We start from the raw sequence: 26,396 nt of genomic DNA, 5'->3' as shown, positions 1-26,396 counted from the left end.
TTGATAGGCCTAGCGCATCGGCCCGAAAATCGGAATCGATTTTCGGAAGCACGATGCGCAGGTTAAAAGTGTTAGAGCGAGGGGCCGCAAGCTGGTTAAGATTTATGGTGAACGCTTCGTAAACCATTTCTGCCTAACGTCTTTTTCGGGTTTGCCGGGTTGGGTTCCGGCTGGGGTATGAAGCGGTGGGCATGATTGTTCCTCATTTCCTGAAATGGGTCGGCACGGCGAGGGTTTCCGAGCGTGCGGCCGCGGCGAGCGCGCTCGCCAGAGCCTATGTCAATCGCGACCTTCCCTTCGAGGATCGGTGTGCTGCCGAGGCTGCTTTGACCCTTCTGCTCGACGATGCCTCATCCAAGGTGCGGGCCGCCATGGCCGAGGCGCTTTCGATGAGCCACCATGCTCCCATCCAGATCATAGCCGCGCTGGCTTCGGACCAGCCGGAAGTCGCCAGCCTTGTCCTTGCGCGCTCGCCATTGTTGACCGACGCAGACCTGATCGACCGCGTCGCCTGCGGCCAGAAAGCGACGCAGGAGCTGATCGCGGATCGGCCGGCCGTTTCCATGACGGTTGCGGCGGCGATCGCTGAAATCGGAGAGGTCGCAGCCTGCGTGACGCTGCTTTCAAATCCAGGCGCTGTGATCGCGTCCATGAGCTACCGCCGCATTGCCGAGCGGCATGGCCACGTGCCGGCAGTGCGCGAGGCGCTGATCGCGCACGACACACTGCCAGCGGATTGCCGCCACATGCTGCTGGTGAAGCTTGGCGATGCGTTGAAGGGCTCGCCACTGGTCCTGGCGCTGATGGGCTCGGCGCGCGCCGAGCGCGTGTTGCGTGATGCCTGCGTGAAGGCGTCGGTCACCCTGATCGAGAGCACGCAAGCAGCCGAACATCCGGCCCTTGTCGAACATCTGCGCCTGCGCGGCGATCTTACGGCATCCTTCATCATCCGCACCGTGGCGCATGGGAAGGTCGATTTCTTCGGCGCGGTTCTGGTGGCGCTTACCGCCCAGTCGGAGCAGCGGGTGAGGGCATTGCTTGCCGGTGGCAACGATGTCGCGCTGCAGGCGCTGCTCACATCCGCTGGACTGTCGTTTGCCATGCACAGCGTCATCCTCACGGCGCTGAAAGTCTGGCGCGAGGTCGCCAATGGCAAGCGCGTCGCCGGCGTGCAGGAGGTGAGCTGGCTGATGCTCAAGGAACTGGGCGGACAAAAGGCTGAAGGCGATCTGGCTATACTCGTGAAGTCCATCCACCTCGATGCGCTGCGCCAGAACGCGCGCGGTCATGCATTGGCCATAGCCGCCGCTTAGAGCTTGGCTGGTGGGCATCGGCCATGGATGACGCTGGATATGCAATCGACCCGGACTTTGGTCGCGGCGACCCTCATCCTGTGCACGGGAACGGCGACTGCTGCGGAACAAGGGCCTGGAGCGGCTAGAGGCTTCGAGACACTTCCTTCCGATGCCATTGCGGACTATCAGCTCGGCGGAGCCTACAACCCTCCGGCCAGGACAAATGTCGTGGTGCGCGACAGCACCGCTGCGCCAGTCCGAGGTCTATACAATATATGCTACGTCAACGGTTTCCAGACACAGCCAGGTATAGCGTGGCCGCCCGAACTGCTGGTCAAGAACAGCAAAGGTAAGCCGCTGGTCGACCCCGACTGGCCGGACGAGCATCTCCTCGACATCTCCTCGGAAAAGCTTCGGGCCGCTGTCCTGAAGCGCCTTGCCACGACCATTTCCGGGTGCGCCCGCTCGGGTTTCAACGCCGTCGAGTTCGACAATCTGGATTCCTTCACGAGGTCAAAGGGGGCGCTCAGGCACGAAGATGCCGTCGCCTTCGCAACTTCGCTGGTGCGTGCCGCGCACAACGTGGGTCTGGCGGCGGGGCAAAAGAACACGCCGCAGCTTTCCGATCGGGAACGAAGGCGGATCGGGTTCGATTTCGCGGTATCCGAGGAATGCCACCGCTACGACGAATGCTCCAAATACACGCGGTTCTACGGCGACCGGGTCATCAATATCGAATATGTCGATGATCTTCGCGGGCGTTTTGCCGACATTTGCGCTGATGCCGCCACGCCACGCGATACCGTTCTTCGTGACCGGGACCTCAAACCTGCACAGCACGGGGGCTACCACCATGATCACTGCGTCGAGCATCGGAGCGTCCGGCAATAGGATGCGGGAGGCCGTATTCGCCAGAACTGGATCGGTCCTGATCCCAGAGCATTTTCGTTTTTTCACGGAAACGCGGAAACGCTCTAACTCTTTGTTTTTACGCAATTCCGGACGGAAAACCGTTACACACTTTTCGGGGATTGCTTTTAGTCCTTGCGGAAGAAATCCGGATAATCCTCCGCCGCCGCGGCTACCACACGCAGTGATGCCGCGACGCGTAGCGCATCGGGCGTTCCGGCGGCAGCAATCGCGGTCGCGTCCGCACGCATGGCGGCGATGCTGGCAGTCCAGGATTCGTTCGGCACACGCACGAGCAGATTGCGCGCCAGTTGCCGCAGAAAATCACTGACGTTTTGCGTGATGGCCGACGGCAGACCGCCGGCCTTCTGGTCGATACGCAGGCGAAGCAGTTCCAACCCCACCATCACCGAGGCGACGCTGCCGTCGAACAGGCCTTCGCTCCTGCGGCCGGCCTGCTGCACGAGCGGCATCATCTGGTTGACGCGGTCGTAAGCGAGGCTTTCGAAGGCTGAACGGCGCGGGATGCGCTCATGCAGGCATAACCGTACCAGGTCCTCGCGCATGGCGCCGGCGATGCGGCTGGCAGTGGCGATCGGATCGACCGGCAACACCACCATGAACACGCCGATGGCGATCAGGATGCCGACCAGAACCGAAATCGAACCGGCGAAGAAAGCGACAGGATCGTAACTCATGCCCTGGTGAGGATTGAGGAAGGCAAGGAAGTTGATGGCGAAGGCGGTGGCGACGCCGACCAGACGTGGATTGGCCATGGCGAGAGCCGCAGGCACCAGGATCGGCACGACAAACAGCACGAACCAGGCGAAGCCGGGCAGGGCCGGCAAAGCAAGCTGGCCGATCACAAAAGCAACGGGCAGTGCGAGCAATGTGCCCTTGAAAAATCCCCAGGCGACCTGAGCGGGATCCGGCCTGGACGCAAACAGGCTGGAGACGACGGCAACAAGGATCAGCGTGCCGGCGGCCTCCGACCAGCGGGTGGCAAGCCAGAAACTGGCGACAAGCATGGTGGCAACCGTGGCGCGGATGGCGTTGCGCCAGGCCGCATGATGATCGCGATGGACGATCAGGGCAGGCTGCCGGCGCTGTCGCATGGCCTTTTCGCTCGTCGGCCGCCGTAGCGCATCGAGGCCGCGCAGCACCTCGCGCAGCGACTGAGCGAATTCGCCGGCGACGGTGAGGCGGGTTATGGTTCCAACCGGGTCCTCGCCTTCACTCGTAACATCAGGAGCATGAAGCGCTTCATTGGCAATTGCGGTGAGCCTGGCCTCCCAAAGCTTTGTGTCTTCAAGGGAATTAGGCGTGTCAACGAGTTCGGCGACAAGCGCCTTCAACTGGCCCCGCACCGGCAGAAGAGCGGCATTCTGGGGGGCGGCGTGGGCATGCAGCATGCGTGCCGCCGAGAGAGCGGAAAGCAGATGGCCGATGGTGCGCCGCACCGGGTGCGCGCGCGTCGCCACGCTTGGCGCCTCGAGCCGCGCATAGGCACGCATTTCGCCCAGCGTCTGCGTGTCGGCGACCAGTTTACGGTAGAGAGCATCGAGTTTTGCCGGTTCCGCGCCCGCGAAGGCGCCGCGTGTATAGGCGGCAAGGTCGAGGATGCAACGTTCCAGCCGCGCCTTGATCGCAGACCCCGCCAGCCGTGGCAGGATCAACCGGCTGGTGACTGCCGCGCAGACGATGCCGAGGATGATTTCGAGGCAGCGGGCGACGGCAAGATCCGTGATCAAATGCGGCTGGCCGAAGGCCGGCAGGCCAACGATCATCGCGGTGTAGCCGGCAAGTGCGGCGCCATAGGCTTCCGGGTTGCGCAGCAGCGAGGAAACGAGCGTGCACAGTCCGATCCACAGCGACAGAACCGTGACGAAGAGCCAGGGGTTGCCGCCGAAGGCGAAAGTAAAACCGATCGCGGCTGCCGCGCCGACAACCGTGCCGATCAGTCGGTAGAAGCCTTTGGCCAACACCATGCCGGCGACCGGTTGGGCGACGATGAAGACGGTCATCATCGCCCATTGCGGGTGTTCGAGCTTGAGGGCGTAGGCCACCAGAAGCGCGATCAGCCCAGCCGAGGTGGTGCGCAGCGCGAAGATCCAGTCGGAGCGGGTTGGCTGAAGCGAGCCGGCGAATGTCGTGCCGACCCATTCCTTCAGCTTCACCCAACTCACCACGTCATCTCCGAAGCGAAATCAAAAGCCGTTTTCAAATCGGCTCGATCGTTTTCGAAACTGTCTTCTCAGATATCCAGGACGTCGGTAGCCGCGAACTCGGCGCGCTCCTGGATGAACCGGAAGCGAGCCTCGGGTTTGGTGCCCATCAGCGCGTCGACGGCATCTTTGGTCGCGGTTTCTTCGTCCAGTACATCGACCCGAAGCAAGGTACGCTTCCTCGGGTCCATGGTGGTTTCCTTGAGCTGGTTTGCCATCATCTCACCAAGGCCCTTGAAGCGACCGATTTCGACCTTGCCGCGGCCGGTGAATTCGGTGCGCAGCAATTCGTCCTTGTGCGCGTCGTCACGAGCATAGGCGATCTTGCCACCTTGGCGCAGCGAATAGAGCGGCGGCACCGCCATGAAGAGGTGGCCGCCGCGGATCAGATTCGGCATTTCCTGATAGAAGAAGGTGATCAGCAGCGAGGCGATATGGGCGCCGTCGACATCGGCGTCGGTCATGATGATGACGCGGTCGTAGCGCAGATCCTCGTCGCGATATTTCGAACGCGTACCGCAGCCCAGTGCCTGGATGAGGTCCGAAATCTGCTGGTTGGCGGCGAGCTTGTCGTTGCCGGCGCTGGCGACGTTCAGGATCTTGCCACGCAGCGGCAGGATGGCCTGCATGGCGCGATCGCGCGCCTGCTTGGCCGAGCCACCGGCCGAATCGCCTTCGACGATGAACAGTTCCGCCCCTGCTGCTGCGTTCTGCGTGCAGTCGGCAAGCTTGCCAGGCAGGCGCAGCTTGCGCACGGCGCTCTTGCGCGACACTTCCTTTTCCTGACGCCGGCGCACGCGCTCGTCGGCCCGGGCGATCACCCAATCGAGCAGCTTCGAGGCTTCCTGCGGATTGTCCGCCAGCCAATGGTCGAACGGGTCCCGCAGAGCGGTTTCGACGATGCGAATGGCTTCGACCGTGGCCAGCTTGTCCTTGGTCTGGCCGACGAATTCCGGCTCGCGGATGAAGACCGAGAGCATGCCGGCGGCCGAAATCATCACGTCTTCGGAGGTGACGATGGAAGCACGCTTGTTGCCGATCAGGTCGGCATAAGCGCGCAGGCCGCGGGTCAGAACGTTGCGGAAGCCCATCTCATGGGTGCCGCCTTCGCCGGTCGGGATGGTGTTGCAGTAGGAATTGAGGAAGCCGTCACCGCCATACCAGGTAACGGCCCATTCCAACGAACCGTGGCCGCCCTGCTTCTCGCTCTTGCCGGAGAAGATCTCGCGCGTCACCTGCATCTCGTCGCCGAGCGAGGCTTTCAGATAGTCGCCGAGGCCACCGGGAAAGTGGAACTCTGCCTTGGCTGGCGTCGGGTCCTTGTCCTTGATCAGAGACGGGTCGCACAACCAGCGGATGTTGACGCCGCCGAACAGGTAGGCCTTCGAACGCGCCATGCGGTAGATGCGGGCCGGTTCGAAATGCGCGCCCTTGCCGAAGATATCGGGATCGGGATGAAAGCGGGTCCGCGTGCCGCGCCGGTTCTGCACGTCGCCGAGGAATTCGAGCCCGCCCTGCGGGATGCCGCGTGAAAAGCGCTGGCGATAGAGTTTGCGTCCGCGCGCGACCTCCACTTCGAGATCATCGGAAAGCGCGTTGACCACTGACACGCCGACGCCATGTAGGCCGCCGGAGGTTTCGTAGACCTTGGAATCGAACTTGCCGCCGGCATGCAGCGTCGTCATGATAACTTCGAGTGCCGACTTGTCCTTGAACTTGGGATGCGGATCGACCGGAATGCCGCGGCCGTTGTCGGTGACTGTGAGGTAGCCGTCAGCGCCCAACTCAACCTCGATGAAGGTGGCATGGCCGGCAACCGCTTCGTCCATCGAGTTGTCGATGACTTCGGCGAAGAGGTGATGCAGCGCCTTTTCATCGGTGCCGCCGATATACATGCCTGGCCTGCGCCGGACCGGTTCCAGTCCCTCCAGGACCTCGATGTCGGCCGCGCTATAGCCTTCACTGCCATCCTTGGCTGCGCTCTGCGTGCGCTTGGCTGCCTGCACGAGCGGGTCGGCAGGACGTGAGCTGGTGCGCGGCGGTTGCTGTGGCTGTTTGTCCGGGTTGCCGAAAAGGTCGTCCATTTCGTCCATGAGCTTTGAAAACGAATCAGGGAGTGATACTGCCATGTTTTGAGGGCCGGATCACAGCAGTTCGTGTTCCGTTCATGGCTTGCGAGTGCTCCTACTCCGAATGGAGACGTCTCGTAAACCATCTGGCGACTTTCTCCTGAGCGTTCGAGCCAGGTTGCCGCAAAATGGGCGATAATGGCGTACAGCGTACGCTGTTGCGATAGCGGGGAAGCGAAACAATGCTGGACTATCAGTCCTTGCTGCTGGCGGCGGCATTGTCCGGCACATGTCTTAGTGTGACGATGCTGGTCATCTGGACCGCGATGCGCCAGAGCCGCTATTTCCTCACAGCTTCCATCGGCTTGATCGTCGTCGCGGCGCACGTCATTGCCTTCTGGCGCTATACCAACAACCCCCAGCCTTGGGTGGGGGCGCTGCTGCTCGGATTGCTGCCGAGTGGCTTCGCGCTGATCCTGGTCGCGGCCGGCCAGTTCTATGGCCACATCCATATTGCGCGGAAGGTGCTGGCCGTCGTGGCCACTTCAATCCTCTCAACCACATTCCTGATGATGGTCGGCCTCGATGGCGTGGCGTTCATGGTGGAATATGCCTTTGCAACCATGCTCCTTCTCTGGATCGGCTGGGTTTTCTGGCAGACTCGTGCCGAGTTTCCAGCTCTCATCACCCTGATGACTGTGCTGTTCGCAATCTGCGCCACCTCGTTCGCCCTGTGTGGTCTTGTGCTTTTGTTGGACGGTAGCTGGGTGCTGGGCAAGGCCCCTGACAATTGGGCCGAGCGCGTCAACATCATCGTTTCGGTGGCGTGTTTGACTGCGCTCGGCGCGCTGCCGATGACCATGCACAATCTGCGGGTAGCCGCCCGGCACCGCAGCGAGGCGCTGACCGACCCTCTGACCGGCCTGCAGAACCGTCGCGCCTTGGTGGATGGCTATCCCGACAAGGCATTCGGTGAGGACCTGGCGGTCGTGATGTTCGATCTCGACCATTTCAAGAATACCAACGATGCCTATGGTCATTCGGCCGGCGACGAGGTGCTGAAGTGCTTCGCAGATGTCATCAGGGCGAATGTGCGTGCCGGCGACAGCGCGTTCCGCCTTGGCGGCGAAGAGTTCGCGCTCGTGATCGCACGTGTCGAGGGGAACTATGTCGAGGCGGCCGCCCGGAGCATATTGGCGGATTTCGCCGGACAGGAAATCCTCACGCAGGCCGGTGTATTGCAGTGTACCGTCAGCGCCGGCGTCGCCTTCGGGTCCATGCAGAAGGCCACTCTGAGCGAGATGCTGACCCGCGCCGACCGCGCGCTCTACCAGGCCAAGCGCGCGGGCCGCAACAGAGTGGTGGTCGATGGGTGGATTACGGAGCCGACGCGACGGCCGGCCTTGCGAGCCTAAACCCCACAACGACTTGCGAGGGCCTCGGTAGGCTGGATGCTGGAGCGCTTCCGCATTTTCAGAAAACGCTCCAGCTCTTTGTTTTTACGCAATCCCGGACGGAAAACCGCTACGCACTTTTCCTGAAATTGCCAAAGGTGCGCCTTATTCGGCGGCGCCGAGATATTCCGACAGCGGCGGGCAGGAGCAGACCAGGTTGCGGTCACCAGCGACATTGTCGATGCGCGATACCGGCGGCCAGTATTTGGCGGCAGTATCCGGATCGGCTGCAGGGTAGGCGGCTTCCATCCGCGAGTAAGGATGAGCCCAGTCGCCGGCGAGCGTCTCGGTTGCCGTGTGCGGCGCATTGACCAGAGGATTGTCTTCCTTCGGCCATTCGCCGCTGGCGACCTTGCCCGCCTCGTTGGCGATCGAGATCATTGCTTCGCAGAACCGGTCGAGTTCGTGCTTGGGCTCGGATTCGGTCGGCTCCACCATCAGCGTGCCAGCCACCGGCCAGGACATGGTCGGTGCATGGAAGCCGTAGTCGATGAGGCGCTTGGCGACGTCGTCGACGGTGATGCCGGCGCTGTCTTTCAGCACGCGGGTGTCGAGGATGCACTCATGCGCGACGCGGCCATTGGCGCCCTTGTAGAGCACTGGATAGTGTCCTTCGAGCCGCCTGGCGATGTAGTTGGCCGACAGGATGGCTGCCTCCGTCGCCTGCTTGAGACCTTGAGCACCCATCATGCGGATATACATCCAGGTGATCGGCAGGATCGACGCACTGCCATAAGGCGCCGCCGAAACCGGGAAGTCCGTGCCAAGGTCGATATGGCCGGGCAGGAACGGTGCCAGGTGCGACTTGACGCCGATAGGGCCGACGCCGGGACCGCCGCCGCCATGTGGGATGCAGAAGGTCTTGTGCAGGTTCATGTGGCAGACGTCGCCCCCGATGTCGCCCGGACGGGCGAGACCGACCAGCGCATTGAGGTTGGCGCCGTCGAGATAGACCTGCCCGCCATTGTCGTGGATGAGTTGGCAAAGCTCCTTCACGCCTTCTTCGAACACGCCATGCGTCGAAGGGTAGGTGATCATCAACGCAGCGAGGTTTGCGGCATGGGCGGCCACCTTGGCGCGCATGTCCTCCATGTCGATGTCGCCGCTTTCCATGCAGCGCACCACCACCACTTCCATGCCCGCCATCGCCGCGCTGGCCGGATTTGTGCCGTGCGCGGAGGAGGGGATGAGGCAGATGTTGCGGTGCGATTCGCCGCGCGAAGCGTGATAGCGGCGGATTGCCAGCAGCCCGGCATATTCGCCCTGGCTGCCTGCGTTCGGCTGCAGCGACACCGCCTGGAAACCGGTGATTTCCGCCAGCCAGCGCTCGAGATCGTCCGTCATCGCCTTGTAGCCCTTCGAATGGGCCTTCGGCGCGAAGGGATGCATGTTGGCCACGCTCGGCCAACTGACCGGGATCATCTCGGCGGCCGCATTGAGCTTCATGGTGCAGGAGCCCAGCGGGATCATGGTGCGGTCGAGTGCCAGATCCTTGTCCGCCAGCTTGCGCAGGAAGCGCATCATGTCGGTCTCGGAGCGGTTCTGATGGAAAACCGGCTGCGACAGGAAACCCTTCATGGCGCGCGGCTTGCCGGGCAGGGCGCGTTCGACCTTGTCGGAAACCGTCGCGCCGAACAGCGCGGCAATCGCCTGCAGGTCGGCTTCGGTCGAGGTCTCGTCGAAGCAGATGCCGACGAGGTCGTCGTTCACCATACGCAGCAGGCGCCCGTCGGCCTGGGCTTCCTTGGCTTTCGCCTTGGCTTGCCCCTTCAATTCGACCGTCACCGTGTCGAAGCGGTCGTTGCCCAGAACGGTGTGTCCCTTGGCCTTCAGGGCTGCGGCCAGCCGTGCCGTGAGGCCATGAACGTGGTCGGCGATGGCCAGCAGGCCTTCCGGACCATGCCAGATGGCATAGGCTGTCGCCATGTTGGCCAGCAGCGCCTGCGCGGTGCAGATGTTGGAGGTCGCCTTGTCGCGGCGGATGTGCTGCTCGCGCGTCTGCAGGGCGAGGCGGAAGCCGGGCCGGCCCTTGGTGTCGACCGACTGGCCGACGAGACGGCCGGGCATCAGGCGCGTCAGCTTGTCCGAGACAGCACAGTACGCGGCGTGCGGGCCACCGAAGCCGATCGGGACGCCGAAGCGCTGCATGGAACCGACGGCAATGTCGGCGCCGAGGCTGGCTGGCGTGTCGCTGACGACGAGCGCCAGCGGGTCGGCAACGAAGATGACGACGGCGCCGGCCGCCTTGGCCTCGGCGATCTTGGCCGAATGATCGCCATAGACGCCGTAGGTGTCCGGCCAGGCGACGACGAGGGCTGCGGTGTTTTCGTCGATGGTCTCGCCATTGACTTCGATGCCGAGCGGTTCGGCGCGGGTTACAACGACATCGCGGCTCTGCGGATGCAGCTTGCCGGCGAAGGCCACCTTGGTGCGTTTGTCGCGGTGATGGCGGACGGCCATGCCGACCGCTTCGGCAAGCGCGGTAGCCTCATCCAGCAGCGAGGCCGATGCCACCGGCAGGCCGGTCAGTTCCGTCACCAGCGTCTGGAAATTGAACAGCATCTCCAGGCGACCCTGGCTGATCTCGGCCTGATAGGGCGTATAGGCGGTGTACCAGGCCGGGTTCTCGAACAGGTTGCGCAGGATCACCGGCGGCGTGTGCGTGCCGTGATAGCCGAGACCAACGAAGCTTTTCAAAACGACGTTGGCCGACATCTTCTCGGCGAGTTCCGCCAGGGCTTCCGCCTCGGAAGCGGCGGCCGGCAGGTCGAGCGGGCGGTCGAGCCGGATCGACTTCGGCACGGCCTGCGAGATCAGCGTTTCCACGGACGGTACGCCGATCGTCGCCAGCATGGAGCGGGCATCGGTTAAGCTCGGCCCGATATGCCGGGTCGAAAAGGGATAAGGAGCAGCGGTCATGGTTTCACGTCCTGCTTAGCCGATATGGGCTTTGTAGCCGGCTTCATCCAGAAGTCCGGCGAGCTGGCCTTCATCGGCGAGCTTCATCTTCCAGAGCCAGCCGTCGGTGGCGGCAGCGGAATTGACCAGCGCCGGATCTCCCGACAGCGCGCCGTTCACTTCGGTGATCTCGCCATCGAGCGGCGCATAGACGTCCGAAGCCGCCTTGACCGACTCGACCACGACAGCGGTGTCACCCTTGGCGAGCTTGCGGCCGACTTCCGGCAGGTCGACGAACACCAGATCGCCGAGCTGTTCCTGCGCATAGTCGGTGATGCCGACGGTGGCGACGTTGCCGTCGACGCTCAGCCACTCGTGATCTTCGGTGAAATAGGTCTTGGCCATTTTGCAAATCATCCTTTGCGGTAACGGTGAGGCGTGAAGGGAAGGGCGCTGACTTCGACCGGAACCCTGGTTCCGCGAACATCGGCGAACAGCTTGGTGCCGGCCTTGGCCAGCGGAGTGGAAACGTAGCCCATGGCAACCGGATGGCCGGCCGAAGGGCCGAAACCGCCCGAGGTGACAGTGCCGGCCGGATTGCCGTCGGCGTCGAACAGAGCAGCACCGCCGCGTACCGGCTGGCGACCCTCCGGCTTCAGGCCCACGCGCTTCCGAGCCGCACCCTTTTCGACGATGGCACGCAGCGCATCGGCGCCGATGAAGGTTCCGGACGAGCGGATCTCCTTCGGCACCGCCCACATCAGGGCGCCGCTAGCCGGATCGGTATCCGGGCTGATGTCGTTGCCGTGCAGGCAAAGGCCCGCCTCGAGCCGCAGGCTGTCGCGCGCGGCAAGGCCGATCCACATGGCGCGCTCGTCAGCCAGCAGCTGACCCAGCAGCGCACGCGCATCCGCCTCCGGCAGGCCGATCTCGAAACCGTCTTCGCCAGTGTAGCCCGAGCGGCTCATGAACCAGTTCGGCCTGGGCTCAAAACCATGCATGAAGGTGAGCGAACTGCCATCGACACCGGCCTTTGCCAGAACTGCCTCGGCTTCCGGGCCTTGGATGGCGAGGAAGACACGGTCGAGCGGTTCGACCCTGGCGTCGAAATCCCTGGCGAGCGCCTTGAGATGCGCCTCATCGGCGATCGCGTTGCCGGCGTTGGCGACGACCATGAAGCGGTCGGCGCCCAACCGGGTGACGATCAGGTCATCGAGGATGCCTGCCTCGTCGTTCAGGAAGAAGGTGAGCTTCGACTGCGAGACTTCGAGAGCCTCGGCGTCAATCGGGCAGGCACGGTTGAGCAGGGCGGCAGCGCCGGCGCCGCTCACTGCAAACAGTTTCATATGCGAGATGTCGAACAGGCCGACATGCTCGCGCGTATGCTGGTGTTCCTTCATGACGCCGGCCGGATAGGTCAGCGGCATGGACCATCCGGCAAAGGCACCGAATTTGGCGCCTGCGGCCTGATGCAGGTCTTCGAGTGGAAGGGTCTTGGTGGCGTCGCCCGTCATGTCTTCTCCAGAGCAGCACAATGATCGGCCGCTGGATGCGACCGCTCCGTGCCCCTCTGTCTGAAGCCTGAGAGACTCGCGCCCCGGAACCCTGTCGGAAGCGCTTACACCTTCGGCGCGAGGGTTTTGGTTGCCCTCGACTTTCCAGAGTGTCTTTCCCGTCTACGGTTCTTTTGCCTGAGAGATTTCGGGCGATTTCCCCTTCGGCGGCAGCTTTCGCTGCTCTCTCCCGCAAACAGGTGAGGCCTCTCACGAAGCCCCAGACGACTCATCCTTAGCTTGGCCGCGACGGATTGTCACCTCTCCGCGACAGATTTTGTCGAGGCTTGAAACATCTTCGGAGACCTTTGCACGGGAATGTGATTGCCCCGGCCTGCTTTGGCGCGAACAAAGCCGCCGAAACGAAAGCGCTTCGGCGGCTTGGAAGGAAGGCGGCGTTCGCCGCTGGCCGTCAGGCGGCCAGGACGGCCTTGGGCTCGACCATCTCATAGCCGAGCGCTTCGGCGACGGCCTTGTTGGTGATCCTGCCCTTGTGGACGTTGAGGCCGTTGCGCAGGTGGTGGTCGTCGACGATGGCTTTCAGGCCCTTGTCGGCGAGTTGCAGGCCGTAGTGCAAGGTGGCGTTGTTCAGCGCATGCGCGGAGGTGACTGGAACGGCACCGGGCATGTTGGCGACGCAATAGTGGATGATGTCGTCGACCACATAGGTCGGCTCGGCATGGGTGGTCGCATGTGAGGTTTCGAAGCAGCCGCCCTGGTCGATGGCGACGTCGACGAGCACTGCGCCCTTCTTCATGCCGGACAGCATTTCACGCGTCACCAGCTTGGGCGCCGCGGCACCCGGGATCAGGACGGCGCCGACGACGATGTCGGCCGAGAAGCATTCTTCCTCCAGCGCCTCGACGGTCGAGTAGCGCGTATGCACGCGGCCGCCGAAGATGTCGTCGAGATAGCGCAGGCGCGGGATCGACCGGTCGAGGATGGTGACATCGGCCCCGAGGCCCGCCGCCATCTTGGCCGCATGCAGGCCGACGACGCCACCGCCGATGACCGCGACCTTGCCAGGCAGCACGCCCGGCACGCCGCCGAGCAACACGCCGCGGCCGCCATTAGCCTTCTGCAGGGAGGTGGCACCGGCCTGGATCGACAGCCGACCGGCGACTTCAGACATCGGCGCCAGCAGCGGCAGGCCGCCGCGGTCGTCGGTCACGGTCTCGTAGGCAACGGCGGTGACGCCCGAAGCCAGCAGGCCCTTGGTCTGCTCCGGATCAGGAGCGAGGTGGAGGTAGGTATAGAGGATCTGGCCTTCGCGCAGTTGCACCCATTCGTTCGGCTGCGGCTCCTTGACCTTCACGATCATGTCGGATTTGGCGAACACGTCAGCAGCCGTCTTGGCGATGGCGGCACCAGCGGCGCGATAGGCGTTGTCATCGGCGCCGATACCGGCGCCGGCACCGGTCTCGACCAGCACTTCGTGGCCGTGGGCGACATATTCACGAACCGAGCCCGGCGTCAGGCCGACGCGATATTCATGGTTCTTGATTTCCTTGGGGCAACCGACACGCATGTTGAGTGATCTCCTCTTGGCCCTGCCGAGCCTTCTCCCTGTAATGAGAACAGTGAACCACCAATCGGGTTGCATGTGTTTGCGAATGCGCTTGCCGGCAGGACCTCAATTCGATAATCGTTGCACGAAATTATCACTTTTTCGCAGGAATCGCGAAGAATGCCCTTGGACAAGATTGATATCGCCATTCTGGACACGCTTCAGAAGGATGGTCGCATACCCAATGCAGCACTCGCCGAGCGGGTTGGCCTGTCACAGTCGGCCTGTTCGCGCAGGCTCGACAATCTGGAGAAATCCGGCGCCATTCGCGGCTATCACGCGCGCCTGTCGAACGCCGCGCTCGGCCATCAGATGACGGCGATCGTGCATATATCGCTCTCCGGCCAGTTCGAGAAGACGCTGTCGGATTTCGAAACGGCGATCAAGCGCTGCCCGAACGTGCTCTCCTGCCATCTGATGTCGGGCGAATACGACTATATCCTGCGTATCGCCGCGCGTGACCTGGCCGACTACGAACGTATTCATAAGGAATGGCTGTCGGCCATGCCTCATGTTACCAAGATCAATTCTTCCTTCGCGCTGCGCGAAATCGTCGACCGAACCGCGATGGGGCTGAAGCCGGAAATGGCGTGATCGGCCGTTGGCCGGCAAGGCCGCTCTGAATATCAGTGCCGCTTGAAATTACGCGTTTGCGCCCGCATGTTTGCTGCGATGCACAAAAGGTGTTGCGATGAACAGCGAACCTCATCATGTGGTCGTGGTCGGCGCAGGTTTCGGCGGCCTGGAATTTGTCAGGGCGATAGCCAAGGCGCCGGTGCGCGTGACGCTTATAGACCAGCGCAACCATCATCTTTTCCAGCCGCTGCTCTATCAGGTCGCGACGACCTCGCTGGCGACCTCCGAAGTCGCCTGGCCGATCCGGCATCTTGTCCGCAACGAGCAGGCGGTGACGACGCTGCTGGCGACGGTGAAGGGGATCGACAAGGATACCAAGCGGGTCCTGCTGGCTGACGGCAGCGATGTCGCCTACGACACGCTGGTGCTGGCGACGGGGGCACGGCACGCCTATTTCGGCCATGACGAATGGGAAGAATTCGCGCCAGGGCTGAAGACGCTGGAAGATGCGACCACGATCCGCCGCCGCATGCTGCTGGCCTTCGAGCAGGCCGAACGTGAAACCGACGCGGCGATGCGTCAGGCCTTGCTCACCTTCGTCATCATCGGCGGTGGTCCGACCGGCGTCGAGCTTGCCGGCACGATCGCCGAACTGGCCCACGCCACGTTGCGCGGGGAATTTCGCAACATCGATACCCGCAATACCAAGGTTGTCCTGATCGAAGCGGGTGAGCGCATCCTGCCGGTGTTCCGGCCCGATCTCTCAGCCTATGCCAAATCCGCACTGGAGCGGCTCGGCGTGACTGTCGAGCTCGGTCGCCCGGTATCGGCGTGCGACGCCGAGGGCGTCGTCTTCGGCGACCAGCGGCTGGCAGCGCGTACCATCATCTGGGCGGCCGGCGTCGCGGCCTCGCCGGCGGCGCAGTGGCTGGGCGCGGAGGCCGACAGGGCGGGCAGGGTGGTCGTCGAGGACGACCTGACCGTGCCAGGACATCCGGAGATCTTCGTCGTCGGCGACACGGCGTTGGCCAAACGCGGAGACGGCCGTCCCGTGCCCGGCATCGCTCCAGCCGCCAAGCAGGCCGGGCGCCATGTCGCCGCCGCGCTCAAATCGCGGCTGGCCGGCGACAACGCAAGACGGCCATTCGTCTACAAGCACCAGGGCGATCTCGCCACGATCGGCAAGCGGGCGGCCGTGATCGATTTCGGCCGCTTCAGCGTCACCGGCTGGCTGGCCTGGTGGTTGTGGGGTATCGCCCACATCTTCTTCCTGATCGGTCTGCGGAACAGGATCGCGGTGGCGCTGAGCTGGCTGTGGATCTATACGACCGGCCAGCGCAGCGCGCGGCTGATCACGCAGGGCCGCCAGTCTCCGTAACCACCGCATCCATCGGGATGTCGTGCGGCTGTGGGTAGATGGTCGGGATGCGCTGCATGTCGTAGCCAATGCCGATCACCAGCGGCTTGCGCGGCAGCGAGGCAAGCGTGCGGTCGAAGAAGCCGCCTCCATAACCCAGCCGGTATTTGTTCGGATCGATGCCCACGATCGGCGAGATGACGACGTCGGGAACAACCGGATCGCCTTCGGCCGGGATCGGGATGTTCCAGACGCCACGTTCCAGCCTGTCGCCATGCCTGTAGGCGCGGAAGATCAGCGGCTGGCCTTTTTCGACGACGATGGGCAGTGCGGTGCGGCCGCCACGTTCGTTCACGCTCTCCATCCAGCCGCGCAGGTCTGGTTCACCGCGGAAAGGCCAGTAAAGGCTGATCATTTTGCCGGCAACATTGCCGATCACGGCATCGAGCCCTTCGGCGATGCGCTTGGCCATCGTCGTCCGGATATCGGCCGATATCGTGAGCCGAGCTGCAATCAGCCTTTCCCGTTCGGCCTTGCGCCAGCGCCGCACGTCGCTCCAGTCGGAAAGCGGTTGCTGGAAGTCAGGGTCAAGCTCGTGCATGAAGCAGGGCGGTGACGCGTACTGTGCCGGTGTCGTGTCGTCGTTGTCGCTCATGCCGATCTTCCCGTGCCGACCGTTCATCCGCGAAGCCTATGCCTGCGAGTTCGTGCAGGTTTGTCGTATCACGACATATCCAGGGTCGGGAGGTCGCAATTCTCGGCCTTTCGTAGCATGGACGTCATCCGAGCCTGCTGGACTTGGGCCGTTTTTGGCGCAAGATTTGGGCCGGGCGGCAGGGAAACAACACGCAAGTGAAGAGATCATCCATGTCCGAACCGCTCCCACCGATATCCCGCCGCGCGCTGCTTCAGGGGGCAGCCGCAACCGGAGCGCTGATCATGCTGCATCCCTTTTCGGCGCGCGCCGCAGCCAATCAGGCGCATCTCAGGATCATGGAGACGACCGACATCCATGTGAACCTGTTGCCTTATGACTATTACGCCGACAAGGCGAACGACACGCTCGGCCTGTCGCGCACCGCCGCGCTGACCGACGCCGTGCGCAAGGAAGCCGTCAATTCGATGCTGGTCGACAATGGCGACTTGCTGCAAGGCAGTCCGATGGGCGACTTCGTCGCCTATGAGCGGGGCATGAAAGAGGGTGACGTTCATCCCGTCATGAAAGGCATGAACCTGCTGGACTACGCCTGCTCGACGCTGGGCAACCATGAATTCAACTACGGGCTTTCCTTCCTCGACAAGGTGCTGGCAGGAGCCGATTTTCCCTTTGTCTGCGCCAACCTGATCCGAGGCACCGAAAAGGCCGCCAACCCGCGAAACGACAAGCTTTATCTCAAGCCGTATCTGATCCTCGACAAAACGCTGAAAGACGGGGCAGGAGCCGAACATCCGATCAAGATCGGCGTGATCGGGTTCGTGCCGCCGCAGATCCTGGTGTGGGATGCCAAGAATCTCGCCGGCAACGTGGTGACGCGCGACATCGTCGAAGCGGCCAAAGCCTGGGTGCCGCAGATGAAGGAGGAGGGGGCCGATATCGTCATCGCGCTTTCCCATTCCGGTATCGACATCAAGCAGGCCGAGATGATGGAGAACGCTTCGTTCTTCCTGGCGGGCGTGGAGGGCATCGATGCCGTCTTCACCGGCCACCAGCATTTGGTTTTCCCCGGTAAGAAGGATTTTCAGCAACTCGCCGGCGTCGATGCCGAAAAGGGCACGCTGCAGGGCAAGCCCGCGGTGATGGCCGGTTTCTGGGGCTCGCATATGGGCCTGATCGACTTGTTGCTCGAGCGCGACGGCAGCAAATGGCGGGTCGTCTCGGCGACTTCCGAAGCGCGGCCTATCTTCGAGCGCGTCGACAACAAGAACAAGGCGACGGTCGAGGACGTAAAGAGCGTGGTCGACGCGCTGAAGACGGATCACGAGGCGACGCTCGCTTACGTGCGCCGTCCGGTCGGCAAGACGTCTGCACCGCTTTATTCGTATTTCGCCCTGGTCGCTGACGATCCCTCCGTGCAGATCGTCAGCCAGGCGCAAAGCTGGTATCTGAAAGACATTCTCAAGAGCACGCAGTGGAAGGACCTGCCGCTGCTTTCGGCGGCGGCCCCTTTCAAGGCCGGCGGCCGTGGCGGCGCCGACTACTATACCGACGTGCCGGCGGGCGACATTGCCATCAAGAATGTCGCCGACCTTTATCTCTACCCGAATACGGTGCGCGCGGTGGAGATCACCGGTGCACAGGTGAAGGAGTGGCTGGAGATGTCGGCCGGCATCTTCAAGCACATCGAGCCAGGCAAGACCGACCAGCCGCTGATCAACACGGATTTCCCGTCCTACAATTTCGACGTGATCGACGGCGTCAGCTATCGGATAGACCTGTTGCAGCCGCCGAAATACGACGCGAAAGGCAACGTCATCACTGCCGGCTCCAGCCGCATCAAGGACTTGATGTTCGATGGAAAGCCGATTGATCCGGCTAAGAAATTCGTCGTTGCCACCAACAACTACCGCGCCGGGGGCGGGGGCAATTTCCCCGACATCAACGAAAGCAAGATCATCTATGAGGCTCCCGATACCAACCGCGATGTGATCGTGCGCTACATCGTCGCCGAAGGTACCATCAACCCTTCGGCTGACGCCAACTGGTCGTTCGTGCCGCTGCCGGAAACCAGCGTGGTGTTCGAAACAGGAGCCAAGGCGAGGGACTTCATCAGTCAGGTCAAGACGCTGAAGATCGAGCCGGCAGGCGAGGGCGAGAACGGCTTTTCCAAATATCGCATCCTGTTGTGATCGCCTGGCACAGGCGGTGCACAGCCGTAGAGTAGAATGCGATCAAGATGAATCAGCATTCCACTCCATCTATTTGTTTTATCGTATGATCTTTCCTCGAAAGGTTCCGTTGCTTCTGCGGCGCGGACCTTCCGTTCGGATCATGCTCCTGCAGGCGGCCGCGACTGGGCGGCTCAGGCCTTGTAGATGACCTGGCGCACGTCGATATAGCTCGAACGGAAGCCCGCCTCGCAATAGTGGAGATAGAACTCCCAGAGTTTCTTGAAGCGGTCGTCGAAGCCGAGGGGGACGATCCGTTCCCAGGACGTCCAGAAACGCTGGCGCCATTCCGCCAATGTGCGGGCATAATCCTGGGCAAAGACGCGCTCGGCCAGATAGGCGAGGCCATGATCGGCGCCGAGCGATTTGAGGATCGTCGGCGTCGGCAGCATACCGCCCGGGAAGACATAGCGCTGGATGAAATCCGGCCGGACGCGATAGGTCTTGTAGGCGGCTTCGTTGATGGTGATGATCTGGAAGCCGGCGGTGCCGCCGGGCTTCAGGCACTCCTTCACCTTGCCGAAAAAGGTCGGCCAGTATTTTTCGCCGACCGCCTCGAACATCTCGATCGAAGCGATGCGGTCGTATTTGCCGGTTTCGTCGCGATAGTCCTGCAGCTTGATGTCGACCTTGTCGCCGAGGCCGGCCCGTTGGATGCGTGCCTTGGCGAAATCATGCTGTTCGCGGCTGATGGTGAGGCCCGTGACGCGGCAACCGATTTCACGGGCGGCGAACTCGGCAAAACCGCCCCAGCCGCAGCCGATTTCAAGAACATGGTCCTGCGTGCCGATGCCGATATCCTTGGCGAGCGCCCGATACTTGGCAGCCTGAGCGCTTTCGAGATCATTGGCACCTGTCGAATAAAGCGCCGATGAATACGTCATGCTCGGGTCGAGCCATTTCTGGTAGAAGGCGTTGCCGAGGTCGTAATGTGCCGAGATGTTGCGTTTCGAGCCTGTGTGCGTGTTCTCGTTCAGCCAATGGCGGACGCGCTGCACGGTGTTGACGATCCAACTGGCACCGCCAGCCACCTTTTCTCCGGTTTCGGTATTCACCACGAAGAGCTCCAGGAAGCTCGTCACGTCCGGGCTCTCCCAGTCGCCGTCCATATAGGACTCGGCAACCCCGATCGTGCCGCCGGTGAAGGCGCGGTTGGGCAGTCGCCAGTTGTTCAGCACCAGTTCGGCGTTCGGGCCGGGGGCCTTGCCCTCAACCAGGACGGCGCGCCCATCGGGCATGCGAACCTTGAGCGAGCCGCGCGGCATGGCCATGGCGGCCTTGAACACCATGCGTGCCTTGGCCGGCAGTCCTTTGACGATTTCGGCGAAATTGCGCTCGTCGAGGCGGATGGCGTCCGTCATCGGCGTCGCGGTTCGGTGATTTTCATTCATAAAGTCCCCTCCTGTTCAGAAGCAGATTCCCTCTGCCGCTCCTGATCGGACCCATCCGTTGCTGCGCCATGCACTGCACGGCGCGGATTTCCTCTCCCGAAAACAACAAAACGGCGCGCCCGGCAGGGCCCGTCGCTTCGTGATGAATCCATTGATGATTTTCTATCGTGTCGCGGCGGCTGGCAAGGGGCAGGCGCGGCGCCCGATTGGGGCAAAGAGCCGTCGCCTGGAAGGTGCTGCGGCGAGCGAAAAGGAGGTTATGAATATGGTAATCGAAATCGACTAGCGTACGCTCATGCGCCTCGTCATCTTCATTGCCGCGATTGCTTTCTTCCTGATCTGGGACGGCCTCTACAATGAGGGCCGCTACATGGATGCGGGAACGAAAGGCATCAGCCACGCGATTGCCTACATCACCGGTTGATCCAGACCATCGACTGGCTCGCCGCGACAACCTGCCGGTTGACGCCAGTGTGCCGCTGGCCCAGAAGCTGCTGATCTCAAAGAATGCAGCGCCCGCCTGGCAATACCTCGCGGGCAAGGTGCCAGGGAGACTGGATTGATCCGGCACATCGTTTTCTTCAGCGTGCGGCCCGACGAAGATGTCGAAAAGGTTCGCACCGGCCTGCTTGCCCTGGGGCGGATCCCGCATTCGCGCCTGTTCGAAGTGACGCTCAATTCCAAGGTCGATCCGATGTGCGACAAGATCGACATCGTCGTCTATGCCGAGTTCGAGGACGCCGCCGCGCTTGCGGCCTACAAGGCGCATCCGATTTATTCCGAGACGACCAACAAGGTGCGCCCGATGCGGGAACTGCGCTTTTCGGCGGATGTCGTGGCGGTCAGTTAAGTCGGTTCCGTCCGACGATTTTGTCGCCGTCGGCATCATGACCGTCAATCAGGACCGCGACGCCGTTTCGTACGAAGATCCTTGTCAGAGTGGCATTTCGACTGACAAGTCACGCTCTGCGACGGAGGGCGTTCGGCTGCACAAGGCAGCGCGTCATGGGTTGCGATGTGGGGCGCTGTTTCGCTGGTTGTTCGTGCCGGTCAATCCGCGGCGGACCTTGCAGCGTTCGATCATTGCTTGAAGGCCATGAGCGGTGCGGTATCCAACTTTTCCGGCGACAGCACGCAATGGCTGGCCTTCCGTCTGCTGGATCGTTGCCCTTGCAGCCCGCAAACGGCGTCGCCATTCGCCAAAGGTCAAGGATGTTTCCGCCCTGAATTTTCTCGTCAGGGTTCGTCGGCTCAGGCCAACAATTGAGCCCCAGGAATCGATATCCGTTTCCAACGACGGCGTTTCGATCAGCGCATCACAGATGCGTCGCAGGCGCAGGTCCTGCGGCATGGGGATGGCAAAATCGGCATCTTGTGCGCGCTCGATTTCGCTGACGATCAGGCGGGCAAGGAGTGCTCCGCGTTCATCCTGAACTTCACCCGAGCTTTCTTCCGCGAGGGCGCGGAGTCCGGCGTCGAGGAGGGCCGAAACACGTATCATCCGGCATCCGTGCGAGAACACAGCCTCATTGACCATGCCGGGTTCCATATAGGCGGTGCACAATTCCAACGGACCCTCTCCAGGCGCTCTCGCGACGATCCGGTGGCGGGTCCGATACGTTGATCCTGTTCGGAGTCGGCCTTTTGTTCGCTTTCAACGCTGGGGTTGCTCTCATTCAGTTCCTGGCCACGGCTGATGCTCTCCAGCAGTTCGTGTTCTGGGGCATGGGCAGCCTGGCGAGAACCACCTGGGGAACCGTGGGCGCGCTCGCGGCGGTGGTGGCCGTTGTTCTTCCGTTTTCGTTGCGTGCGTCGTGGAGGATGACAGCACTGCGGTTTGGCGACGATCGGGCGATGAGCTTTGGTGTCGATGTCGGTCGCGTGCGCTTCTACTCCCTCCTGCGGATAAGTCTGCTGGCCGCGACCGCGGTCGCATTCTGCGGCACAATCGGCTTCATCGGGCTCGTCGGCCCACACATTGCGCGCCTGATTATCGGGGAGGATCATCGCTTCTTCCTGCCCGCAAGCGCGATGACCGGGGCGCTCGTCATGTCGCTTGCGAGCGTGGCAGCCAAGACGATCCTGCCTGGAGCCATCATTCCGATCGGGATCGTCACAGCTTTTATCGGTCTGCCGGTGTTCTTCCTGCTGGTGATGCGGCGGAAGGCAGTCCGATGACGGAAGGCCTCGAAATTCGCGGCCTCGAAGCAGGATACGGCTCTCGACGGATTGTAAACAAGCTGAGCCTGCCACGCCTTGTCCCCGGAGAGGTGATTGCGCTGGTCGGACCGAATGCGGCCGGCAAGTCCACCTTGATGCGGTCGCTTGCGGGGCTAACACCCGCACGCGGAGAAGCCCGTCTGGACGGAGTCGATCTGCTCGCACTCACCCTGACGGAGCGGGCGAAGCGCGTTGCCTTCATGCCTCAATCGCTCCCGTCCGGGATCGCGCTCAACGTTTTCGAGGGGGTGTTCGCGGCCCTGAAAGCAGCGCCATCGAATGGAATCGTGTCGAACGGCCAGCTAAGACGAAGGGCATTCTCGGCTTTGGAGCAGTTTGGTATCGGTGATCTCGCGCTCTATCCCTTCGATCATCTCTCAGGCGGTCAGCGCCAGTTGGCGAGTCTCGCACAGGCAACGGTCCGGGAACCTCGGTTGCTGCTGCTCGATGAACCGACGAGTGCGCTCGATCTCGCACATCAGATTCGCGCCATGCGTCTTGTGCGAGACTATGCACGCAGGAGCGAAGCCATCGTCGTGGCGATCTTGCACGATCTGTCGCTCGCATGTCGTTGGGCTGATCGTACCGCCATTCTGGCGAAGGGCGATCTGATCGCTTTCGGTCAACCCGCTGAAGCGATCACTCCGCAAACGCTTCGGCTGGCCTACGGCGTCGAAGCGCGTGTGGAGACGAATGAAGCGGGGCGATTGCGCATCGACATCGAGGATGTCCTGCCGACTTAACTGGTTGCAGCGCAAGGAAGCCCGCTTGGCGGGAAGGGGAAGATCGTTTTAACGACGCAGTTGCGCCTTAAGCGATCTACTGGAAAGTCTGCATTGCATAGAGCAGGGTACGATACTCGCAGTTTCGTACCGAAGTGGCTCCCCGGGCCGGATTCGAACCAGCGACCAACCGGTTAACAGCCGGTTGCTCTACCACTGAGCTACCGGGGAACAGGGCTCTCGTGTGAACGGGGGTGGCTATAGCGATCCTTTTCGGCTTTGCAAAGCGGGAATTCGTATTTTTTCGAAGGTTTTTCTGTGGCGCGTTCTCGCAATCGCCACGTCATGCCATCATATCAGGCGCCGATGCCGGTAAACAGGGCGTTTGAAGCCCGGTCAGGCAAGGGAGCAAGGATGAGCGGAGCGGTGCAAGGCATGAACGCAGACAGCGAGCCTCGCAAACGAAAACACAAGATTTCGGCGTTCGGGCGCGACTTCGCATTGCCGCGGTCGCGTGCGTTGCGCATCGCCATTGGTGTGGCGTTCCTGTTTGGTGGCCTGCTTTGGTTCCTGCCGGTGCTGGGCCTGTGGATGTTGCCGGTCGGCTTCCTGGTGCTTTCCTACGAGTTCGCGGTGATTCGACGCCATCGCCGCCGTATCGTGGTCTGGTGGGAGCGCCGTCGGCGCTCGTAGGCGGCCTCTCATCCGCGCAGTCTGGTGCTTTTCCATCGCCGCCGTCCCGGACGATGCGGCCGCCTTGGGGCGGCTGTTCAGAATAGGTTAGGGAATTGTTTCCAGAATGAAGCCTGTGTCCTTGACTGCCAAAACGGCCCAACCTATTGAAGCGCCGTGGAACGCCGGGAGCGATGAGGCCTCGTGGCGGAGTGGTTACGCAGAGGACTGCAAATCCTTGCACCCCGGTTCGATTCCGGGCGAGGCCTCCAATCCCAAGCCGGCGTCCTATGCCGGTGGGCGTTCTTGATGACTGTAGGCGCGGCACGTGCGCCGGAAGCGGGACGGTTGGAACATGAGCGCTGATTTCTCCGCACGCCGCGTGAAGATGGTCGATGGCCAGTTGCGCACCACCGATGTGACGAACGCTTCGCTGCTCGACGCCTTCCTTACAGTTCCGCGTGAGGCTTTCCTGCCTGCCAGCCAGAGCGATCTCGCCTACATCGATGAGGATATCCGCATCAGCCGCGTCGCCGGTGAACCGCGCTACCTGATGGAGCCATCGCCCTTGGCCAAGCTGCTCCAGCTCGCGGGAATCAGTGCTGACGATACCGTTCTCGATGTCGGATGCGGTACCGGCTACTCCGCAGCAATCCTTTCCCGGGTGGCGAAGTCCGTCGTTGCTCTGGAAAGCGATTCGGGCCTGGCGGAAGCGGCACGCACGACCCTGTCGTCGCTCGGCTACGACAATGTCACCGTTGTCGAGGGCGCATTGCGCGACGGCGATCCCCAAAAGGGGCCGTACAATGTGATTTTTGTCGGCGGCAGCGTCGAGGAAGTGCCGCAGGCGCTTCTGGACCAACTCGCCGAAGGCGGCCGACTCGTCGCCGTGGAAGGCCACGGCAATGCCGGTGTCGCACGTCTGTTTTTGAAGACTACTGGTATCGCGACCGGGCGGCGTGCATTTAATGCGGCAATAAAGCCACTACCGGGATTCGAACGTGTGCGTGTTTTCGAATTCTGAGAGATTTGCTCTTGCGGCTCGCGTCGCGGCATGATGGCTTGTGTTAACAGATCGTTGCCGGTGGTTCGGATTTGGGGAGACGGGCTAACGGCAGGGAACACAAACACGCGATGACGGTTGCCAAAATGACGGCAGCCGTTCTTGCGTGGTTTCCAATGAAGAATGAGGATTTGCCGTGCATTCTGTGAACAAGAGTTTCCTCGCTATTCTACTTGCTTCGGTGACCGCGCTTTCTCCCGCCGCGGCATCTGCCGAAACTATTCTCGGCGCACTGTCCAAAGCCTATCAGAACAACTCGACGCTGAATTCAACGCGCGCCGGCGTGCGGGTGACCGATGAAGGCGTGGCGATTGCCAAGTCGGGCTGGCGCCCGACCATCACCGGTTCGGCCAGCATCGACTATTCGAGCACGCGTGGAAACAATGCCGGTCGCCTGACGACCGGCAATTTCGGCGTGCAGATCAACCAGACCCTGTTCGACGGCTTCCAGACCAAGAACAATGTGGCCGCAGCGGAAGCGCAGGTGCGGGCTTCCCAGGAAGGGCTGAACAATCAGCAGAATGCCACGCTCTTCGCGGCTGCCCAGGCCTATATGAACGTCATCCACGACCGCCAGGTCGCGAGGCTGACGGAACAGAACCTGAAGGCCTTGACCGAGCAGGTACGCGCCGCGCGGTCGCGTTTCGAAGTGGGCGAGGGCACTCGCACCGACGTTGCGCAGGCGGAAGCTCAGCGCTCGACCGCGCAGGCGCAGTTGAGCGCGGCGCAGGCCCAGGCGCTGGCCAGCGCGGGTGTCTATCGCCAGATCATCGGTGATCAGCCAGGCAAGCTGAAAGCGCCGTCGCCGCTGGGCAAACTTTTGCCATCGAACATCGAAAATGCGATCGCGGCGGCCAACAACGAAAATCCAGCCATCCTGGCCAACCAGCATCTGGTCGATTCCTCGGGCTTTGGCGTCAAGGCGGCGGAGGGTGCTCTGCTGCCGCAGGTGAGTGCATCGGCGGGCATTTCCCGCAATTACCGGGATGCATCGCCCGGCAGTATCCTGAGCCCGGACGGTTCGTCGACCTCGGCCAGCGTTGGTGCGACGCTGACGGTGCCGATCTATTCCGGTGGCCGCACGGCCGCGACGGTGCGCCAGCAGAAGGAACGGCTCGGCCAGGCCCGTATCGAGGTCGACGTGGCACGCGATCAGGTTCGCAATGCTGTGGTCGCGGCATGGACCGCCTATCAGGCTGCCCGGGAGAATGTCGACGCCAACCGCGCTTCCATCGCGGCCGCGCAACTGGCACTGAACGGCGTGATCGAGGAGCGCAATGTCGGCCAGCAGACCACGCTGGACGTCCTGAACGCGCAGAACGTGGTTTTCAGCGCGCAGATCAATCTGGCCGCTTCCGAGCGCGATGTGGTCATTGCCAGCTACGGCATTCTGCAGGCGATGGGCCGGCTCACCGTCGAGCGCCTTGGGCTGCGGGTGGCGAAGTACAATCCGGAAGAGCACTACAAGGCCGTCAAGGACAAGTGGTACGGCCTGCGTACGCCGGATGGTCGCTAACTTCTCTCGGATCGATGAATTTG

Annotated in this window: 23 protein-coding genes, 2 tRNA genes and 1 riboswitch; of the genes, 15 read left to right on the top strand and 10 right to left on the bottom strand. The window is 62.3% G+C overall.

All coding sequences use genetic code 11. The features are described 5' to 3' along the window. The first annotated feature begins 191 nt into the window (after positions 1 to 191). Together AO692_RS16570 and AO692_RS16565 are read left to right on the top strand one after the other, a co-directional pair. On the top strand, positions 192 to 1,313 hold the full coding sequence (locus tag AO692_RS16570) for a DUF2336 domain-containing protein (protein WP_054311128.1): 1,122 nt from the start codon (positions 192 to 194) through the stop codon (positions 1,311 to 1,313). Between the two features lie 39 nt (positions 1,314 to 1,352). Then, complete coding sequence (locus AO692_RS16565; RefSeq protein ID WP_082407398.1) at positions 1,353 to 2,186, top strand: endo alpha-1,4 polygalactosaminidase; 834 nt, start codon at positions 1,353 to 1,355, stop codon at positions 2,184 to 2,186. A 146-nt stretch (positions 2,187 to 2,332) separates the two neighbouring features. Here AO692_RS16565 and AO692_RS16560 read toward each other — a convergent pair whose 3' ends face one another. Next, positions 2,333 to 4,390 (bottom strand): FUSC family protein, encoded by a 2,058-nt coding sequence (locus AO692_RS16560; RefSeq protein ID WP_054311127.1) that lies wholly within the window; start codon positions 4,388 to 4,390, stop codon positions 2,333 to 2,335. Between the two features lie 68 nt (positions 4,391 to 4,458). Then, positions 4,459 to 6,522: a DNA topoisomerase IV subunit B gene (gene parE / locus AO692_RS16555; protein WP_054311126.1), complete on the bottom strand. Its 2,064-nt coding sequence runs from the start codon at positions 6,520 to 6,522 to the stop codon at positions 4,459 to 4,461. Between the two features lie 218 nt (positions 6,523 to 6,740). On the opposite strand from parE, the gene AO692_RS16550 reads away from it, so the two are divergent. Next, a complete protein-coding gene (locus AO692_RS16550; RefSeq protein WP_054311125.1) occupies positions 6,741 to 7,913 on the top strand; it encodes a diguanylate cyclase in 1,173 nt (390 codons plus the stop codon). A gap of 144 nt (positions 7,914 to 8,057) precedes the next feature. On the opposite strand, the gene gcvP is transcribed toward AO692_RS16550, so the two are convergent. The 4 genes from gcvP to ald form a co-directional block, all read right to left on the bottom strand. Then, a complete protein-coding gene (gene gcvP, locus AO692_RS16545) occupies positions 8,058 to 10,871 on the bottom strand; it encodes an aminomethyl-transferring glycine dehydrogenase (protein ID WP_054311124.1) in 2,814 nt (937 codons plus the stop codon). A gap of 15 nt (positions 10,872 to 10,886) precedes the next feature. Beyond that, positions 10,887 to 11,255, bottom strand: coding sequence for a glycine cleavage system protein GcvH (gene gcvH / locus AO692_RS16540; RefSeq protein ID WP_054311123.1), 369 nt, complete (start codon positions 11,253 to 11,255; stop codon positions 10,887 to 10,889). Between the two features lie 8 nt (positions 11,256 to 11,263). After that, positions 11,264 to 12,364: a glycine cleavage system aminomethyltransferase GcvT gene (gcvT, locus tag AO692_RS16535; protein WP_054311122.1), complete on the bottom strand. Its 1,101-nt coding sequence runs from the start codon at positions 12,362 to 12,364 to the stop codon at positions 11,264 to 11,266. A 155-nt stretch (positions 12,365 to 12,519) separates the two neighbouring features. Further along, positions 12,520 to 12,606: riboswitch (glycine riboswitch) on the bottom strand. A 209-nt stretch (positions 12,607 to 12,815) separates the two neighbouring features. After that, complete coding sequence (gene ald / locus AO692_RS16530; protein ID WP_054311121.1) at positions 12,816 to 13,931, bottom strand: alanine dehydrogenase; 1,116 nt, start codon at positions 13,929 to 13,931, stop codon at positions 12,816 to 12,818. 159 nt (positions 13,932 to 14,090) lie between these two features. Between ald and AO692_RS16525 the strand changes: the two genes are divergently transcribed. Together AO692_RS16525 and AO692_RS16520 are read left to right on the top strand one after the other, a co-directional pair. Further along, on the top strand, positions 14,091 to 14,564 hold the full coding sequence (locus AO692_RS16525) for an Lrp/AsnC family transcriptional regulator (protein WP_024924815.1): 474 nt from the start codon (positions 14,091 to 14,093) through the stop codon (positions 14,562 to 14,564). A 97-nt stretch (positions 14,565 to 14,661) separates the two neighbouring features. Continuing rightward, entirely contained in the window at positions 14,662 to 15,924 is a 1,263-nt protein-coding gene (locus AO692_RS16520; protein ID WP_054311239.1) for an NAD(P)/FAD-dependent oxidoreductase, read from the top strand. On the opposite strand, the gene AO692_RS16515 is transcribed toward AO692_RS16520, so the two are convergent. Further along, positions 15,899 to 16,558, bottom strand: coding sequence for a 5-formyltetrahydrofolate cyclo-ligase (locus AO692_RS16515; RefSeq protein ID WP_152979859.1), 660 nt, complete (start codon positions 16,556 to 16,558; stop codon positions 15,899 to 15,901). The two genes, AO692_RS16520 and AO692_RS16515, sit on opposite strands and share 26 nt — an antisense overlap. Before the next feature lie 212 nt (positions 16,559 to 16,770). Between AO692_RS16515 and AO692_RS16510 the strand changes: the two genes are divergently transcribed. Then, on the top strand, positions 16,771 to 18,750 hold the full coding sequence (locus AO692_RS16510; protein WP_054311120.1) for a bifunctional 2',3'-cyclic-nucleotide 2'-phosphodiesterase/3'-nucleotidase: 1,980 nt from the start codon (positions 16,771 to 16,773) through the stop codon (positions 18,748 to 18,750). A 173-nt stretch (positions 18,751 to 18,923) separates the two neighbouring features. Here AO692_RS16510 and AO692_RS16505 read toward each other — a convergent pair whose 3' ends face one another. Beyond that, positions 18,924 to 20,180, bottom strand: coding sequence for a cyclopropane-fatty-acyl-phospholipid synthase family protein (locus AO692_RS16505; RefSeq protein WP_054311119.1), 1,257 nt, complete (start codon positions 20,178 to 20,180; stop codon positions 18,924 to 18,926). Positions 20,181 to 20,238: 58 nt separating this feature from the next. Here AO692_RS16505 and AO692_RS16500 point away from each other — a divergent pair, with 58 nt between their 5' ends. From AO692_RS16500 to AO692_RS16495, 3 genes are all read left to right on the top strand, one after another. Beyond that, on the top strand, positions 20,239 to 20,466 hold the full coding sequence (locus AO692_RS16500; RefSeq protein WP_054311118.1) for a hypothetical protein: 228 nt from the start codon (positions 20,239 to 20,241) through the stop codon (positions 20,464 to 20,466). Between the two features lie 9 nt (positions 20,467 to 20,475). After that, on the top strand, positions 20,476 to 20,604 hold the full coding sequence (locus AO692_RS33880; RefSeq protein ID WP_280138630.1) for a hypothetical protein: 129 nt from the start codon (positions 20,476 to 20,478) through the stop codon (positions 20,602 to 20,604). A gap of 135 nt (positions 20,605 to 20,739) precedes the next feature. Then, entirely contained in the window at positions 20,740 to 21,030 is a 291-nt protein-coding gene (locus tag AO692_RS16495) for a Dabb family protein (RefSeq protein WP_054311117.1), read from the top strand. Between the two features lie 153 nt (positions 21,031 to 21,183). Here the strand turns inward: AO692_RS16495 and AO692_RS16490 are convergent, their stop codons facing one another. Beyond that, positions 21,184 to 21,750 (bottom strand): AraC family transcriptional regulator, encoded by a 567-nt coding sequence (locus AO692_RS16490; protein ID WP_054311116.1) that lies wholly within the window; start codon positions 21,748 to 21,750, stop codon positions 21,184 to 21,186. Here AO692_RS16490 and AO692_RS16485 point away from each other — a divergent pair. After that, complete coding sequence (locus tag AO692_RS16485; protein WP_082407397.1) at positions 21,744 to 22,358, top strand: iron ABC transporter permease; 615 nt, start codon at positions 21,744 to 21,746, stop codon at positions 22,356 to 22,358. The genes AO692_RS16490 and AO692_RS16485 overlap by 7 nt on opposite strands. Then, positions 22,355 to 23,143 (top strand): ABC transporter ATP-binding protein, encoded by a 789-nt coding sequence (locus tag AO692_RS16480; RefSeq protein ID WP_054311114.1) that lies wholly within the window; start codon positions 22,355 to 22,357, stop codon positions 23,141 to 23,143. The genes AO692_RS16485 and AO692_RS16480 overlap by 4 nt, the downstream gene beginning before the upstream one ends. A 135-nt stretch (positions 23,144 to 23,278) precedes the next feature. Here AO692_RS16480 and AO692_RS16475 read toward each other — a convergent pair. Beyond that, positions 23,279 to 23,353, bottom strand: a tRNA-Asn gene (locus AO692_RS16475). A 204-nt stretch (positions 23,354 to 23,557) separates the two neighbouring features. Between AO692_RS16475 and AO692_RS16470 the strand changes: the two genes are divergently transcribed. The 4 genes from AO692_RS16470 to AO692_RS16455 all read left to right on the top strand — a co-directional run bounded on the left by AO692_RS16470 (position 23,558) and on the right by AO692_RS16455 (position 26,373). After that, positions 23,558 to 23,815, top strand: coding sequence for a hypothetical protein (locus AO692_RS16470; RefSeq protein WP_054311237.1), 258 nt, complete (start codon positions 23,558 to 23,560; stop codon positions 23,813 to 23,815). A gap of 177 nt (positions 23,816 to 23,992) precedes the next feature. Next, positions 23,993 to 24,066, top strand: a tRNA-Cys gene (locus tag AO692_RS16465). Between the two features lie 83 nt (positions 24,067 to 24,149). After that, positions 24,150 to 24,818, top strand: a complete 669-nt coding sequence (locus tag AO692_RS16460) for a protein-L-isoaspartate O-methyltransferase (protein WP_054311113.1) — start codon at positions 24,150 to 24,152, stop codon at positions 24,816 to 24,818. Positions 24,819 to 24,993: 175 nt separating this feature from the next. Then, the gene (locus tag AO692_RS16455; protein WP_054311112.1) at positions 24,994 to 26,373 is read left to right on the top strand and encodes a TolC family outer membrane protein; all 1,380 of its coding nucleotides are present in this window, start codon (positions 24,994 to 24,996) and stop codon (positions 26,371 to 26,373) included. Positions 26,374 to 26,396 lie beyond the last annotated feature (23 nt).

Origin of the sequence: Mesorhizobium sp. 1M-11, from assembly GCF_001303895.1 — a bacterium.
Taxonomy (GTDB): domain Bacteria; phylum Pseudomonadota; class Alphaproteobacteria; order Rhizobiales; family Rhizobiaceae; genus Mesorhizobium.
Note: the sequence above shows the minus strand (reverse complement) of the source record. Positions and strands in the feature narration are given on the sequence as shown.

Excerpts from the sequence above, each read along its gene's own strand:
- parE (WP_054311126.1), bottom strand. The coding sequence starts at position 6,522 with ATGGACGAAATGGACGACCTTTTCGGCAACCCGGACAAACAGCCACAG.
- AO692_RS16520 (WP_054311239.1), top strand. The coding sequence starts at position 14,662 with ATGAACAGCGAACCTCATCATGTGGTCGTGGTCGGCGCAGGTTTCGGC.
- AO692_RS16525 (WP_024924815.1), top strand. The coding sequence starts at position 14,091 with ATGCCCTTGGACAAGATTGATATCGCCATTCTGGACACGCTTCAGAAG.
- AO692_RS33880 (WP_280138630.1), top strand. The coding sequence starts at position 20,476 with ATGCGCCTCGTCATCTTCATTGCCGCGATTGCTTTCTTCCTGATCTGG.
- AO692_RS16505 (WP_054311119.1), bottom strand. The coding sequence starts at position 20,180 with ATGAATGAAAATCACCGAACCGCGACGCCGATGACGGACGCCATCCGC.
- gcvH (WP_054311123.1), bottom strand. The coding sequence starts at position 11,255 with ATGGCCAAGACCTATTTCACCGAAGATCACGAGTGGCTGAGCGTCGAC.
- AO692_RS16550 (WP_054311125.1), top strand. The coding sequence starts at position 6,741 with ATGCTGGACTATCAGTCCTTGCTGCTGGCGGCGGCATTGTCCGGCACA.
- ald (WP_054311121.1), bottom strand. The coding sequence starts at position 13,931 with ATGCGTGTCGGTTGCCCCAAGGAAATCAAGAACCATGAATATCGCGTC.
- AO692_RS16470 (WP_054311237.1), top strand. The coding sequence starts at position 23,558 with ATGAACGCAGACAGCGAGCCTCGCAAACGAAAACACAAGATTTCGGCG.
- AO692_RS16570 (WP_054311128.1), top strand. The coding sequence starts at position 192 with ATGATTGTTCCTCATTTCCTGAAATGGGTCGGCACGGCGAGGGTTTCC.
- AO692_RS16460 (WP_054311113.1), top strand. The coding sequence starts at position 24,150 with ATGAGCGCTGATTTCTCCGCACGCCGCGTGAAGATGGTCGATGGCCAG.
- AO692_RS16480 (WP_054311114.1), top strand. The coding sequence starts at position 22,355 with ATGACGGAAGGCCTCGAAATTCGCGGCCTCGAAGCAGGATACGGCTCT.
- AO692_RS16510 (WP_054311120.1), top strand. The coding sequence starts at position 16,771 with ATGTCCGAACCGCTCCCACCGATATCCCGCCGCGCGCTGCTTCAGGGG.
- AO692_RS16565 (WP_082407398.1), top strand. The coding sequence starts at position 1,353 with ATGCAATCGACCCGGACTTTGGTCGCGGCGACCCTCATCCTGTGCACG.
- gcvP (WP_054311124.1), bottom strand. The coding sequence starts at position 10,871 with ATGACCGCTGCTCCTTATCCCTTTTCGACCCGGCATATCGGGCCGAGC.
- gcvT (WP_054311122.1), bottom strand. The coding sequence starts at position 12,364 with ATGACGGGCGACGCCACCAAGACCCTTCCACTCGAAGACCTGCATCAG.
- AO692_RS16515 (WP_152979859.1), bottom strand. The coding sequence starts at position 16,558 with ATGAGCGACAACGACGACACGACACCGGCACAGTACGCGTCACCGCCC.